Source organism: Micromonospora sp. NPDC049799 (assembly GCF_040656655.1).
GTDB lineage: Bacteria > Actinomycetota > Actinomycetes > Mycobacteriales > Micromonosporaceae > Micromonospora.
In genome coordinates, this window is record NZ_JBFAMU010000099.1 from 1 (window position 1) to 13,601 (window position 13,601).

Sequence of the window (13,601 nt, forward strand, 5' to 3'; positions counted from 1 at the left end):
TGCCATCCCGCCCTGTCGCCGGCGTCGCAGATCGCGCTCACCCTGCGCGCCGTCGGCGGGCTGGGCACCGCCGAGGTCGCCCGGGCGTTCCTGGTGCCCGAGGCGACCATGACGCGGCGGATCACCCGCGGCAAGCAGCGCATCCGCGACAGCGGCGTGCCGTTCCGGATGCCCGCCGGGGGCGAGCGCGCGGAGCGGCTCGCGGCCGTCCTGCACGTGCTCTACCTGATCTTCAACGAGGGGTACGCCAGCACGGCCGGCCCGGCCCTGCTGCGCGCGGACCTGTCCGCCGAGGCGATCCGGCTGACCCGGTTGGTGCACCGGCTGATGCCCGACGACCCGGAGGTCGGCGGACTGCTCGCCCTGATGCTGCTCACCGACGCCCGGGCGCCCGCGCGCACCGGCCCGCACGGCGAGCTGGTGCCGATGGCCGAGCAGGACCGTCGCCTCTGGAAGCACGACCAGATCGCCGAGGGCGTCGCCCTGGTCACCGCCGCGCTGGCCCGGGGCCGTCCCGGCCCGTACCAGCTCCAGGCCGCGATCGCCGCGCTGCACGACGAGGCGCCGAGCGCCGCCGACACCGACTGGGCGCAGATCACCGCCCTGTACGAGGTGCTGATGCGGGTCTCGGACAGCCCGGTGGTGGCGCTGAACCACGCCGTCGCGGTCGCCATGAGCCGGGGACCGGAGGCCGGGCTGGCGCTGGTGGAGAAGCTCGCCGTCGCGGGTCGGCTCACCGGCGACCCCCGCCTGCCGGCGGTCCGCGCCCACCTGCGGGAGCTGCTCGGCGACCGGGCCGGGGCGCGGGACGCGTACCGGGAGGCGGCGGACCGGTCGACGAACCTGGCCCGGCAGCGCTACCTGCACGCCCGCGCGGCCCGCCTCGACGCCGACTAGTACCGGCTACCCGACGACGCGGTAGTCGACGAGCAGATGGCCGGTCGGTGAGGTCGTGCTCCGGGTCGACTCGAGCCCGATCGCCGGCAGGCCGTCGAGGAGCTTTCGCCCGCTGCCCGCGATCGTCGGTGCGATCACCAGCCTCAGCTCGTTGACGACGCCCGCGGCAAGCAGTGCCTGGGCGACCGAGATGCTCGCGTGCACGCCGATGTCGGCGCCGGGTCGGTTCCTCAGATCCCGCACGAACTCGACCAGGTCGCCGTCGACCACCGTGGTATTGGCCCACGCCCGATCGAGTGGTGTGGAGGTGGCGACGTACTTCGCGACCCCGTTGATGAACGTCGCGAACGGCTCGATGTCGCTGCCCGGCCAGAACTCGGCCCACTCCTCGTAGCTGCGCCGGCCGAGAATGACCGAGTCCTGCGCCGCGATGACGGCGCCGAGGTTGGCCTCCATCGCGTCGTCCCAGTGGGCGAAGAACCCGTCGGGCTTCTCCGCGACGCCGTCCAGGGACAACAGCTCGTACACGACGACCTTGCGCACGTTCGACTCCTCCGTTTTGGCGTGGACCTCTCCTGCGTGGACGGATCGCACGAGCGGAACTCATCGGTGCGATCGTCACGCGTTCGCCCACCAGGGCGTCAGGGGCTCGCCGCCAGGAAGACGAACGCGGCCAGCAGCACCAGGTGGACACCGCCCTGCAGCACCGTGGCGCGGCCGGGCACCACGGTCAGCACGCCGGTGACGACGGTCAGCGCCAGCAGCGTCATCTGCGTGCCACCGAGGCCGAGCAGCAGCGGGCCGTCCAGCCAGATCGAGGCGATCGCGATCGCCGGGATGGTGAGGCCGATGCTGGCCATGGCTGAGCCGAGGGCCAGGTTCAGGCTGATCTGGACCCGGTCGCGGCGGGCCGCGCGGGTGGCCGCGAGGGTCTCCGGGAGCAGCACCAGCAGCGCGATGACCACACCGACGAAGGACGGCGGCAGGTTCGCCCCGGCGACCGCGGACTCGATGGTCGGCGAGATGGTCTTGGCGTGCCCGACGACGGCGACCAGGGCGACGACCAGCAGGCCCAGGCTGACCAGGGCGGCCTTCGTGGACGGCGGCTCGGCGTGCTCGTCCTCCGACACGAGGCGTCCCTCGCTGGTCACCGGCAGGAAGTAGTCGCGGTGTCGGCCGGTCTGCACCAGCACGAACAGCCCGTAGAGCGCCAGCGAGGCCACCGCCGCGAAGGCGAGCTGGGCCGGGCTGAACTCCGGGCCTGGCCGGCTGGTGGTGAAGTTCGGTACGACCAGGCTCAGCGTGGCGAGGGTCGCCACGGTGGCCAGCGCCCCGCCGGTGCCCTCGGAGTTGAACACCGCAACCCGCCGGCGCAGTGCGCCGAGCAGGAGCGACAAGCCGAGGATGCCGTTGACCGTGATCATCACGGCGGCGAAGACGGTGTCCCGGGCCAGGGTCTGCGTCTTCTCGCCGCCGCTGATCATGAGAGTCACGATCAGGGCGACCTCGATGACCGTGACCGCCACCGCGAGGACCAGCGAGCCGTACGGCTCCCCCACCTTGTGGGCCACCACCTCGGCGTGGTGCACCGCCGCCAGTACCGCACCGGCCAGCAGCAGCGCGACCACGATCACGACGGGGCCGGGCAGGTCCCTCCCCCACGTGAGGACGAGCACCACGACCGCCAGCAGCGGTACGGAGACGGTCCAGTCGGTCACGCGGGATCGGAGGGCGGCAGTCATGCGTCAACCCTGCCAGGTGAGACGATCATGTGCCCGCAACTGCGCCGCCCGTCACGCGGGTGATGGGGACAGCACGTCCCGGAGCATGTCGGCGACGGTCGTTCCGGCGAGCTCCCGCCGTACGGCCTCCTCCACCCGGCCGAAAACCTGGCGCAGGGCCGGCTGGTTCGGTCGCGTCGCGCGCAGCACCGGCCGGCGGTACGAGATGGCCGTGGCCATGCACTTCCAGGTGAGCGGCGACGAGATCGTCACGTTCCGCCTCTACGAGGACTCGTACCAGGTGGCCAACGCCTACGCCGAGTGACACGGTCGAGAATGCTCACCTCAGCCAGCCGAGGAAGCGTCGGTGCAACGCCCCCGCCGGCAACCAGGTCAGGCTTCGGAGGCGCGCACCAGTTGGGCACCAAGGTAGAGAGCGAAGGACACCGGAGCGCCGTCGAACTCCGCACGCAGCTCTCCCTGCCGCCGTGCGGCATGGCCATGGCGCGTTGCAGCCGCCACAGCTCCAGATCGGCAGCACCGGACCGTGGGTGGTCACGCGCGGCCTCCGAGCGACGCCGCCGTCAGCGATCGCGCCTGCCGGCTGGTCGCCCAGTCCACCTGCCAGCACGGGTACGGCGTGAGCCGTGACCACCACGCTCGCCAATCGGTGCACAGGCCGTCCATCGCGGGCAGATGCACGGCCAGGATCCGCTGTTCCGCCTCGTTGGTCACTGCTCCTCCTCGTTGGGCCAGTGCCCTCGATTGATTGGGATGCGATGTCGGTTGCGACAGGGCAGACCCGCCCCACACCGACAGACCCACCTCCACATTCGCCATGACCAGGCCGGACGGTGTCGCCGTGCCAGGGTCATCGCGACGGCGATCAGGTACTGCTCGCAGGACACTCGTCGCCACGGTGGTGTCCGGTCCCGCATCACTGACTCCCTCCGCCAGGCAGCACTGCATGGCCGACCCCGAGCCACGGGACCGGACCTGGAACGTTCGGTAACTGCGACGCTACGATCACGACGGCGGAGGTTGGACTCACCGGCAGTACGAGTGAGCAGGCCAGGTGCCCCGCCGCAGAGGGCGGCTCACGGGCGAACGTCGACCAGCGGTCAACGTAGGGATGTCGTATGGCAGGTTGCGGACGATCAGCTGATCAGCGAGGCGAGGTGACCGGCTACCTGATCAAGCTGATCCGGGAGTCCATCCCGATGACGCAGGAGCAGCTTGGTCCAGCGTCTCGATCCGGGGCACGCCTTCGTCGACCTCAACATCCACAACATCTGGGCTCTGCTGACCGCACGACGCAGTCTCGCTCCCGACAACCCCACCGAGGGCCGGGCACTCCTCGGCCGCAGCATCCCCCTGCTGGACAGCGACCGGATCTCCGCACAGTCACGACAGGAACTAACCTCTATCGTCTACAGCCTGCGGGCGGACGGACTCACCGGCACAGGGACGGGCAGATGAGCGACGACCACGCCACCGGAGCGATGCGCTTCATCTTCGAAGCCGGCGTCCTCAAACGTGCCGCCCGCACCGGCTGGTGGTTCGCCGGGGTCAAGCACCCCGAGTCCATCGCCGAACACTCGTTCCGAACCGCACTCATCGGAATGATGCTCGCCGCCATGGAAGGCGCCGACCCGGCCCGGGTGTCCATGCTGTGCGTCCTGCACGACACCCAGGAAACCCGGATCACCGACATCCCGCACATCGCCAAGCGCTACCTCACCGCCGCACCCAACACCACCGTCACCGCCGACCAAGTCGCCGACTGCCCACCGGCCGTCGCTGAGGTCATCACCGCCGCCGTCGCCGAATACGAAGCCGGCGAGACAATGGAAGCCATCGTCGCCCGCGACGCCGACAAACTGGAATGCCTCGTCCAGGCGGTGGAGTACCGCCACCAGGGCATTGACGACGTCCAGCGCTGGATCGACAGTTCACGAGCAGCACTCAAGACCGCGAGTGCGCATCGCCTCGCCGACGCCGCCGTCAGCGGACAACCCCTCGCCTGGCTCGCCCCTCCCCCGCTGCCGGAGTAGGCCTCGAGCGTGGGTTCGCCTACCCACGGCACCCTGGAGTGACGGTGTGTCGGGAGCCGGCCACCCCCGCATCCCCCTTGATGTATGAGGTTCGCCTCCGCACCATGGGTGGCATGATCAGTTGGCGTCGGCGCATGCCAAGCTCAGGGATCTCAGCCGCCCAACGGGAACTGTGTCGACGTTTCGGGGTCGAGGCATCGCCGCCCGGACAGCGGACGATGGTCGGCTTCGCCGTGTCGCGCCCACGCACCTTGGAGCCGCTCAACGCCCTGCGGCATCCGATCGCTGGCAGGAGCAATGGTTGGTTCGTGTGGCGCGGCTCCGAGATCCCGCAGGAAGACGACCACTTCTTCCACCCGCTTCACATCGAACACCTTGACACCTACGCCCCGGAACTCGCGCCGTACCTGGCTCTCCCCCCAGGCTGGCGGGTGCTGGTGGCGCCTGGCTACGAGGACGTCTGGCACGACGACGAGCTGACCGGGATCTGATTTGATCGCGCCCAGCTCGGCGGCCACAACGCCGTTCGTTAGCGTGTCGCTGTGGATCACCCAGCACGATTGATCACCCGAAGCTGCACCACCGGATGGGCGGACTGGGTCCATGGGGAGCTGTGGTTGCTACCGAACCTCCTGGTGCGGCGTCGGCTGACTCTTCAGCAGACCCGTGCTCATGCGAACGGTCGCACGGTTCCCCACCCCCTGCCCGAAGTGCGGGCGGCGTCCATGCCCCTTGACGAGATCCTCTCCGCCCACCCCACGAACAAGGTCCTAGCGCTGGACACCGTGGTAGAGGCCCGACTGCACCGCGGGCTCATGACGGACCGGTTAGCCGTGACGATGCGCGATGGCAACCGCCACAAGCTGCTGTGGCTCAAGGTCGACCCCGCGTACGAGGTTCTGTGTCACGCGCTGGCAGAGCCGCTGGGTCAACGTCTCAAGAAGGACTGACTGGGCGGCAGCTCGTCGTCGGACCGCGCGGCGCAGCCTCTCCGGTGCCCCGCCGCAGCGCGGAGCACCGGCGGCCATCACTTGGCGTTGTTTCGACGCACGGACGCCGATCCAGGACCGCGGAGTCCTTCGGGGGTTTGAACCCCTAACCCGGGCCCGGCCCCCGACGTCGACGTCCGATCAGCATCAGGCCGACGCCTGCGAGGAGGAGCGCAGCCGCGCTGCCGACCATCGGCCCCACCGCCAGCCCGGTGACCGGTAGGCCGCCCTCGGAACCTCCCGCGCCAGCGCCCGGCTGCCCGCCGCCCCCCGGCGCCGTCACCCGCACCACGATGGTCTCCGACACGCCGACCAGCTCGGGGTCGTCGTTCGGGACGATCACGCGGTAGCGGTGCGTGCCCACCGCCTTCGGCGTGATGTCGAGCGTGAAGGCGCCACGGTCGTTGATCAGCGCGCTGTCGACCTTCCGCCAGGTCGAGTTCCGCAGTTCCTGGAGTTCGGCGTTGTATCCGCCCGGCGCGACCGTGCCGGTGAAGGTCACCTTCGTGCCGGTCACGACCGTCGTCCTGCTCGCGGTCGCGGTGACGACGGGCTTGACCCGGGGATGCCGGGACGCCACGACGATGAAGGCCGGAGTGAAGTCGACGTTGGACGGGCGCAGGATGCCGACGCACTGCAGGTAGCCGTCGCCCTTCGGATACACCTTCGAGAAGGTGCCGTCGGCGTTGGTGGTGCCGTTGGGCTCCGCCGAGTACTCGACGCACAGGTTGTCGTGGCCGAAGAAGATGGGCTGGTTGGGGATGCCCGCGCCGGTGTCCTCGTAGTAGAACCGACCCTCGACCGTCAACGGGCCGTCACCGACCAACGGGTCCGGCACGAATCGCATACTCACCGCAGGGAGGTGGGTGCCCGTCACGTCGAGCCCCGTGTCCGGTGTCTCGGGCGGGTCGACCTCGAGCTTGTTGAAGGCCGAGTCCATGGCGACGAGCTGGCTGACCTCCCACTGGCCGTTCCAGGTGGAGGGCACCTGGACCGTCGCGCTCCACCGGCCGTCCTGCGGCGTGCCGGAGGTGAGCGACAGCTCGGCGGCCTGAGTCGAAGGATCACCACCGGCGACGCGCTTCAGGACGACGAAGGGCATGTTGCCACCGCCGGCCTCGGAGATTTTTTCGACGCCGGTCTCGTCGGTCAGGTGAGCGGTCACGGTCACCGGGACGAGGTCGAGCCCGGCGACGGACACCGCGTCGGGCGAGACCGTGATGTCCTCCAGGACCGGGGGTGCCGTGTCCGCGGCGGCAACCGCCGCGGGAGCGGCGACGACCATGCCGCCAGCCGCGAAGACGAGCGCCGACACTGCGATCCGCAACCAGCGCATGGGAATGCCCTTCAGGTAGCGTTAGCAACGGAGAGTCGCCACATCGGCACCGTACTCTCTCCCGCCGCTCCGCCGCTGCCCCAACACGCACCCAGGAATGGGCCGTGACCAGCGGCGGCGGGCTCGTGAGGCTGTCTTGCCCCGCGAGACGCTCAGGTCAACGCGTCTGCGTTGATCACTTGGCGTTGAAGTAGCTCGCCTCCGGGTGGTGCACGACGATCGCGTCCGTCGCCTGCTCCGGCATGAGCTGGAACTCCTCGGACAGCTGCACGCCGATCCGGTCCGCCCCCAACAGGTCCACGATCTTCGCGCGGTCCTCCAGGTCGGGGCAGGCCGGGTAGCCGAAGGCGTACCGGCAGCCGCGGTAGTCGGTGCGCAGCAGCCCGGCCAGGTCGCCCGGGTCGTCGTCGGCCACGGTACGGCCGCCGGGCAGGGTCAGCTCGGCGCGTACGCGGCGGTGCCAGTACTCGGCGAGGGCCTCGGTGAGCTGCACGGACAGGCCGTGCACCTCCAGGTAGTCGCGGTACTCGTTGCGGGCGAAGAGCTTCGCCGCGTACTCGCTGACCGGCTGGCCGACGGTGACCAGCTGCAGCGCGACCACGTCCAGCTCCTCGCCGCGCGGGCGGAAGAAGTCGGCGAGGCAGAGCCGCCGCTCCTGGCGCTGCCGGGGGAAGGAGAACCGGGCCCGCTCGGCGTGGCCGTTCTCGTCCAGCACGACCAGGTCGTTGCCCTCGGAGTACGCGGGGAAGTAGCCGTACACGACGGCGGCTTCGAGGACCTTGTCGGCGATGAGCCGGTCCAGCCAGTAGCGCAGCCGCGGGCGGCCCTCGGTCTCCACCAGTTCCTCGTAGGACGGGCCGGTGCCGCCGCGCGCGCCGCGCAGCCCCCACTGCCCGAGGAACGTGGCGCGCTCGTCGAGCAGCGCCGCGTAGTCGGCCAGCGGCACACCCTTGATCACCCGGGTGCCCCAGAACGGCGGGGTCGGGACCTCCACGTCGGCGGCCACGTCGGAGCGCACCGAGGCGTCGTGCAGCTCGGGCAGGGACTCGGTGACCATCGCCCGCTGCCGCTCGCGGCGCGCCCGGCGGGCGGCCAGGGCCGCCTCTCGCTCCGCGTCGATCACCGGGGCGCCGCCCCGCTTGGCGGTCATCACCCGGTCCATGAGGGACAGTCCTTCGAAGGCGTCGCGGGCGTAGTGCACCTGGCCGGGGAACATCGACCGCAGGTCGTCCTCGACGTACGCCCGGGTGAGCGCGGCGCCACCCAGCAGGACCGGCCAGCGCTCCGCGACCCCGCGCGATGCCATCTCGACGAGGTTCTCCTTCATGATGACCGTGCTCTTGACCAGCAGGCCGGACATGCCGATGGCGTCGGCGCGGTGCTGCTCGGCGGCGTCCAGGATGGCGGTGATCGGCTGCTTGATGCCGATGTTCACCACCTCGTAGCCGTTGTTGGACAGGATGATGTCCACCAGGTTCTTGCCGATGTCGTGCACGTCGCCCTTGACGGTGGCGAGCACGATGCGGCCCTTGCCGCCGTCCTCGGTGGTCTCCATGTGCGGCTCCAGGTACGCCACCGCGGTCTTCATGACCTCGGCGGACTGGAGCACGAACGGCAGCTGCATCTGCCCGGAGCCGAACAGCTCGCCGACGACCTTCATGCCGTCCAGGAGGATGTCGTTGATGATCGACAGCGGGGCCCGGCCGCCGGCCATCGCCTCGTCCAGGTCGGCCTCCAGGCCGTTGCGCTCGCCGTCGATGATCCGGCGCTTCAGCCGCTCGTCCAACGGCAGCCCCGCCAACTCCTGGGCCCGGGTGGCGCGGGCACTGGTGACGTCGACGCCCTCGAAGAGTTCGAGGAAGCGCTGCACCGGGTCGTACCCCTCGCGGCGCCGGTCGTAGACCAGGTCCAGGGCGACCTCGCGCTGCTCGTCGGGGATCCTCGACATCGGCAGGATCTTGCTGGCGTGCACGATCGCCGAGGTCAGGCCCGCCTGCACGCACTCGTGCAGGAACACCGAGTTGAGCACCTGCCGTGCCGCCGGGTTGAGGCCGAAGGACACGTTGGAGATACCGAGGGTGAAGTTCACCCCCGGCCAGCGGGTGGCGATCTCGCGGATCGCCTCGATCGTCTCGACACCGTCGCGGCGGGTCTCCTCCTGCCCGGTCGCGATCGGGAAGGTCAGCGCGTCGATGAGGATGTCGGCGCGGCGCAACCCCCATCGGCCGGTCAGGTCCTCGATCAGCCGCTCGGCGACGCGGACCTTCCACTCCTTCGTGCGGGCCTGGCCCTCCTCGTCGATCAGCAACGCGACCACCGCGGCGCCGTGCTCGGCGATCACCGGCATGACCCGGGCGTACCGGGAGCCGGGACCGTCGCCGTCCTCGAAGTTGACCGAGTTGACCACACAGCGCCCGCCGAGCATCTCCAGCCCGGCCTCGATCACCGCCGGCTCCGTCGAGTCGAGCATGATCGGCAGGGTGGAGGCGGTGGCGAAGCGGCCGGCCAGCTCCCGCATGTCCTGGGTGCCGTCCCGGCCGACGTAGTCGACGCAGAGGTCGAGCAGGTGCGAGCCGTCCCGGGCCTGGCTGCGGGCGATCTCGACGCAGGCCTGCCAGTCGGCGGCGAGCATCGCCTCGCGGAACGCCTTGGAGCCGTTGGCGTTGGTCCGCTCCCCCACCATCAGCACGCTGGCGTCCTGCGCGAACGGCACGTGGTGGTAGATCGAGGAGACACCCGGATCCTGCTTCGGCTCGCGAGGGACCGGGGTGGCGCCGTGCAGCCGGTCGGCCAGCAGCCGGATGTGCTCGGGCGTGGTGCCGCAGCAGCCGCCGACCAGGGACACGCCGTAGTCGGCGATGAACCGCTCCAGCGCGTCGGCCAACTCCACCGGGGTCAGCGGGAAGTACGCCCCGTCGGCGGTGAGCACCGGCAGCCCCGCGTTCGGCATCACCGACAGCGGCACCCGGGAGTGCTGGGACAGGTAGCGCAGGTGCTCGCTCATCTCCGCCGGCCCGGTGGAGCAGTTCAGCCCGATCAGGTCCACCCCGAGAGGCTCGATCGCGGTCAGCGCCGCGCCGATCTCGCTGCCGAGCAGCATCGTGCCGGTGGTCTCCATCGCCACCTGGCAGATGATCGGCACCGGCCGCCCCAGCTCGGCCATCGCCCGCTTGGACCCGACGACGGCGGCCTTGACCTGGAGCAGGTCCTGCGAGGTCTCGATGATCAGCGCGTCGGACCCGCCGGCGATCAGGCCGGCGGCGTTCTCCCGGTAGGCGTCGCGCAGGCTCGCGTACGCGGCGTGCCCGAGGGTGGGCAACTTGGTGCCCGGCCCGATCGAACCGAGCACGAACCGGGGACGCTCCGGCGTGCTGTGCGCGTCGGCCGCCTCCCGGGCGATCCGCGCGCCCGCCTCGGACAACTCCCGGATCCGCCCCGGGATGTCGTACTCGGAGAGGTTGGGCAGGTTGGCGCCGAAGGTGTTCGTCTCGACGCAGTCCGCCCCCGCGGCCAGGTACGCCTCGTGCACGCCGCGCACCACGTCCGGGCGACTGACGTTGAGGATCTCGCTGCACCCCTCCAGGCCCTCGTAGTCGTCGAGGGTCAGGTCGGCGGCGTGCAGCATGGTCCCCATCGCACCGTCGGCGATGAGGATCCGCTGGGCCAGCACGTCGAGGAGAGAGGTACGCACCAGTTCAGGTTAGTGCGGTGACCCGCCGCCGGAAGACCGCCCGCGCCGCTTCCCACATTCTGTCGGGCGGATCACGCTGGCCTTGTGCCTGCCGCCGGGGGCCGGTACGGCGTACGACCGGCGCGGCCGGCGGGCCCCGTCCGGCCCCGACACGTAGGCTGGCGGACGTGAAGGACTACAGCGACACCACCGTGCCCGGCGGACGGACGGGTGGGCACGACCCGGTGCCGTCCGAGGACGAGCAGTCGGAGGTGACGGTGTGAGCGAGCTTGTCGAGCGAACCATCGGGCTCAGCAGCGAGGCGCGTCGCGCCGTGGCCGAGCGAAGCGAGGTGACGGCGTGAGCGAGTTCGACGGACTGCCGGTGCTGCGGTCCCCCGTGGCCATCGCCGCGTTCGAGGGGTGGAACGACGCCGCCGACGCCTCCACGGCCGCGGTCGAACACCTGGAACAGGTGTGGCAGGCCCGGGAGGTCACCGAGCTGGACCCGGAGGACTTCTACGACTTCCAGGTCAGCCGGCCGACCATCACCATGGCCGAGGGCGAGACCCGCCGCGTGGAGTGGCCCACCACACGCTTCATGGTCGCCAGCCCGGAGGGCACCGAGCGGGACGTGGTGCTGATCCGCGGCATCGAGCCGAGCATGCGGTGGCGCACCTTCTGCGAGCAGGTGCTGGAGATCTGCCACAGCCTGGAGGTCGAGCGGGTCGTGCTGCTGGGCGCCCTGCTGGCGGACGTGCCGTACACGCGCCCCCTGCCGATCAGCGGCAGCGCCTCCGACGCCGAGGCCGCGCAGCGCTACCAGCTCACCCCGACCCGCTACGACGGCCCGACCGGCATCGTCGGGGTGCTGCAGGACGCCTGCACCCGCGCCGAGGTCGACGCCGTCTCCTTCTGGGTGCACGTGCCGCACTACGCCAACAACCCGCCCTGCCCCAAGGCCACGCTGGCCCTGCTGCACCGCGTCGAGGAGGTGCTCGACCTGCCGGTGCCGATGGCCGACCTGGCCGAGGAGGCCGCCGAGTGGGAGCAGCGGGTGCGCAGCGCCGCCGAGCAGGACGCCGAGCTCGGCGAGTACGTCCGCGAGTTGGAGGAGCGGGTCGGCGACGCCGGCATCACCCCGTTGACCGGGGACGAGATCGCCCAGGAGTTCGAGAAGTACCTGCGCCGTCGGGGCGGCTCCGCCGGTCCCACCGCCGGATCCTGGTGAGCTGACCACGGCCGGCGGCCGTGGCGGTGAGGGTCCCCCGTTGCCCCCTCCCAGGGCCCCGACCCTCACCACCGACGACCTCCCCGTCCGCCGGTCCGGACCCCCCGCCCAGACCAGCCCGAGCAACAGGCGTTGAGCGACTTCCGCCATCGCTCAACGCCCGTTGCGCGGATACAGCGAGCATACGCTCACGTTCGGTGCATGTGTCAACGGGTGTTTCGTCGCCATCCGAACCTGCGACACTGTCGTTGAGCGGGGACCGTCGGAGAGGTGAAGATCCATGGCTGAGGACCACAGCGCGCACGAGCTGCCACCCCTCGACACGCTCGCCGCCCGACTGGAGTACCTGTTCGACACCATCCGGCCCACCCCCGACGAACTCACCGACTCCGACGAGCCGGGGCGCCGGTACACCAACCGGGAGATCGCCGACCGGATCAACGCCGTGCAGGGCGAGACCGGCGTGTCCATCAGCGCCGCGTACATCGGCGAGCTGCGCCGCGGGGTCGCCAGCGACCCCCGCACCTCCCACGTGCGGGCCCTCGCCCGCGCCTTCGGGGTGAGTTCCGGCTACTTCGTGGACGACGCCGCCGCCCGGCGCATCCAGGACCAGATCGCGCTGCTGGGCGAGCTGCGCCGCATGGACGTCACCCAGGTCGCGTTGCGACAGGTTCTCGCCGACACGGGGCTGTCCCCCACCGACTCCCAACTGGTCGAGCAGATGGTGGCCCGGCTGCGGGCGCTGGGCGAGGCCGCGACCGGGCCCCGGGACGACCGCCGGTAGCCGTGCTCGTCCTCCGATGGCAGTATGCAGACGAGCGGAGAGGCGCCGAGGTGACGCTGCACCGACTACGCAAGCGCTGCGAACGGATGATCGCGAAGCTGGGCGTACCCGAGCCGTTCGACATCCACGAGCTGTGCCGGGTCCTCGGTGAGCGCCGCGGACGACCGATCCACCTGGTGCCGATCAGCCTCCCCGTGCACACCGTCTGCGGCATGTGCGTCCCCACCGGCGCCTTCGACGCGATCTTCTACGAGCAGGACACCTCACCCCTGCACCAGATGCTGATCATCGGCCACGAGGTGGGCCACCTCCTGGCCGGGCACCGACCGGCGGCGGTGCTCGACCCCGACGCCTCCCGACTGCTGCTGCCCGACCTCGACCCCCGGCTGGTGCGGCGGTTCCTCGGTCGCAGCAACTACGACGCCGAGGAGGAGCGGGAGGCGGAGGTGATCGGCTCCCTCCTGCTGGGCCGGGCCCGGGCCGGCCACTGGATCGACCAGGACGCCGCACCGCGCGACGGAGGCCAGGCCGCCCTCTACGACCGGCTGCGGCACTCCCTGGAACACCCGGACCGGTAGCGCGTGGACACCCTCCTTTACGCCCTGTGCGCCGGCGCCGGCTGGGTCAGCTTCGGCTACCTGCTCCGGTTGCAGCGGCGCAGACCGAGCCAGGCCCGCCGCGCGATCTGCGTCGCCTTCGGCGCCTTCGCCACGGGCATCACGCTGGCCGTCCCGCCGCTGGCCGCCGGCCTCGACGCGGCCACCGGCCTGCCGAACCTCGCCAAGGTCCTCTCGCACGGCTGCGCGCTGACGATCGCCGCGAGCGCGGAGCACATGCTGCTGTACCTCGCGCTGCCGGCCCCGCGGGCTGACCAGGTGTCGATGCGCTCGCCACGCCAGAGCACCTCGCCCGCGTCGGGG

13 protein-coding genes and 2 pseudogenes are annotated in these 13,601 nt (G+C 70.9%); 9 read left to right on the top strand and 6 right to left on the bottom strand.

The window, feature by feature from the left end; all coding sequences use genetic code 11:
- On the top strand, positions 1-897 hold an 897-nt coding region (locus AB0I76_RS10830), incomplete at its 5' end, for a DUF6596 domain-containing protein (RefSeq protein WP_357033100.1).
- A 6-nt stretch (positions 898-903) separates the two neighbouring features.
- Here the strand turns inward: AB0I76_RS10830 and AB0I76_RS10835 are convergent.
- From AB0I76_RS10835 to AB0I76_RS10850, 4 genes are all read right to left on the bottom strand, one after another.
- On the bottom strand, positions 904-1,440 hold the full coding sequence (locus tag AB0I76_RS10835) for a dihydrofolate reductase family protein (protein ID WP_357033103.1): 537 nt from the start codon (positions 1,438-1,440) through the stop codon (positions 904-906).
- 98 nt (positions 1,441-1,538) lie between these two features.
- The gene (locus tag AB0I76_RS10840) at positions 1,539-2,639 is read right to left on the bottom strand and encodes an ionic transporter y4hA (RefSeq protein WP_357033106.1); all 1,101 of its coding nucleotides are present in this window, start codon (positions 2,637-2,639) and stop codon (positions 1,539-1,541) included.
- 51 nt (positions 2,640-2,690) lie between these two features.
- Positions 2,691-2,858 carry a hypothetical protein gene (locus AB0I76_RS10845; RefSeq protein WP_357033109.1) on the bottom strand — a complete coding sequence of 56 codons (168 nt, stop codon included), beginning with the start codon at positions 2,856-2,858 and terminating at the stop codon, positions 2,691-2,693.
- 315 nt (positions 2,859-3,173) lie between these two features.
- Positions 3,174-3,353, bottom strand: a complete 180-nt coding sequence (locus AB0I76_RS10850) for a hypothetical protein (protein ID WP_357033112.1) — start codon at positions 3,351-3,353, stop codon at positions 3,174-3,176.
- A 501-nt stretch (positions 3,354-3,854) separates the two neighbouring features.
- On the opposite strand from AB0I76_RS10850, the pseudogene AB0I76_RS10855 reads away from it, so the two are divergent.
- The 4 genes and pseudogenes from AB0I76_RS10855 to AB0I76_RS10870 all read left to right on the top strand — a co-directional run.
- Positions 3,855-4,097 (top strand): annotated as a pseudogene (locus AB0I76_RS10855) (transcriptional regulator); the annotation flags it as partial.
- Entirely contained in the window at positions 4,094-4,672 is a 579-nt protein-coding gene (locus tag AB0I76_RS10860) for an HD domain-containing protein (protein WP_357033115.1), read from the top strand. The pseudogene AB0I76_RS10855 and the gene AB0I76_RS10860, both read left to right, overlap by 4 nt.
- 113 nt (positions 4,673-4,785) lie before the next feature.
- Positions 4,786-5,163 carry a hypothetical protein gene (locus AB0I76_RS10865; protein ID WP_357033118.1) on the top strand — a complete coding sequence of 126 codons (378 nt, stop codon included), beginning with the start codon at positions 4,786-4,788 and terminating at the stop codon, positions 5,161-5,163.
- A 51-nt stretch (positions 5,164-5,214) separates the two neighbouring features.
- Entirely contained in the window at positions 5,215-5,622 is a 408-nt protein-coding gene (locus AB0I76_RS10870; protein WP_357033122.1) for a hypothetical protein, read from the top strand.
- 145 nt (positions 5,623-5,767) lie between these two features.
- On the opposite strand, the gene AB0I76_RS10875 is transcribed toward AB0I76_RS10870, so the two are convergent.
- Complete coding sequence (locus AB0I76_RS10875; RefSeq protein WP_357033125.1) at positions 5,768-6,988, bottom strand: hypothetical protein; 1,221 nt, start codon at positions 6,986-6,988, stop codon at positions 5,768-5,770.
- A gap of 184 nt (positions 6,989-7,172) precedes the next feature.
- Positions 7,173-10,688, bottom strand: a complete 3,516-nt coding sequence (gene metH / locus AB0I76_RS10880) for a methionine synthase (RefSeq protein ID WP_357033128.1) — start codon at positions 10,686-10,688, stop codon at positions 7,173-7,175.
- A 339-nt stretch (positions 10,689-11,027) separates the two neighbouring features.
- On the opposite strand from metH, the gene AB0I76_RS10885 reads away from it, so the two are divergent.
- From AB0I76_RS10885 to AB0I76_RS10900, 4 genes and pseudogenes are all read left to right on the top strand, one after another.
- Entirely contained in the window at positions 11,028-11,897 is an 870-nt protein-coding gene (locus AB0I76_RS10885) for a PAC2 family protein (RefSeq protein ID WP_357033131.1), read from the top strand.
- A gap of 280 nt (positions 11,898-12,177) precedes the next feature.
- On the top strand, positions 12,178-12,681 hold the full coding sequence (locus AB0I76_RS10890) for a hypothetical protein (protein WP_357033134.1): 504 nt from the start codon (positions 12,178-12,180) through the stop codon (positions 12,679-12,681).
- 86 nt (positions 12,682-12,767) lie between these two features.
- Positions 12,768-13,259 carry a hypothetical protein gene (locus tag AB0I76_RS10895; RefSeq protein WP_357033137.1) on the top strand — a complete coding sequence of 164 codons (492 nt, stop codon included), beginning with the start codon at positions 12,768-12,770 and terminating at the stop codon, positions 13,257-13,259.
- 3 nt (positions 13,260-13,262) lie between these two features.
- Positions 13,263-13,601: pseudogene (locus AB0I76_RS10900) on the top strand (hypothetical protein); the annotation flags it as partial.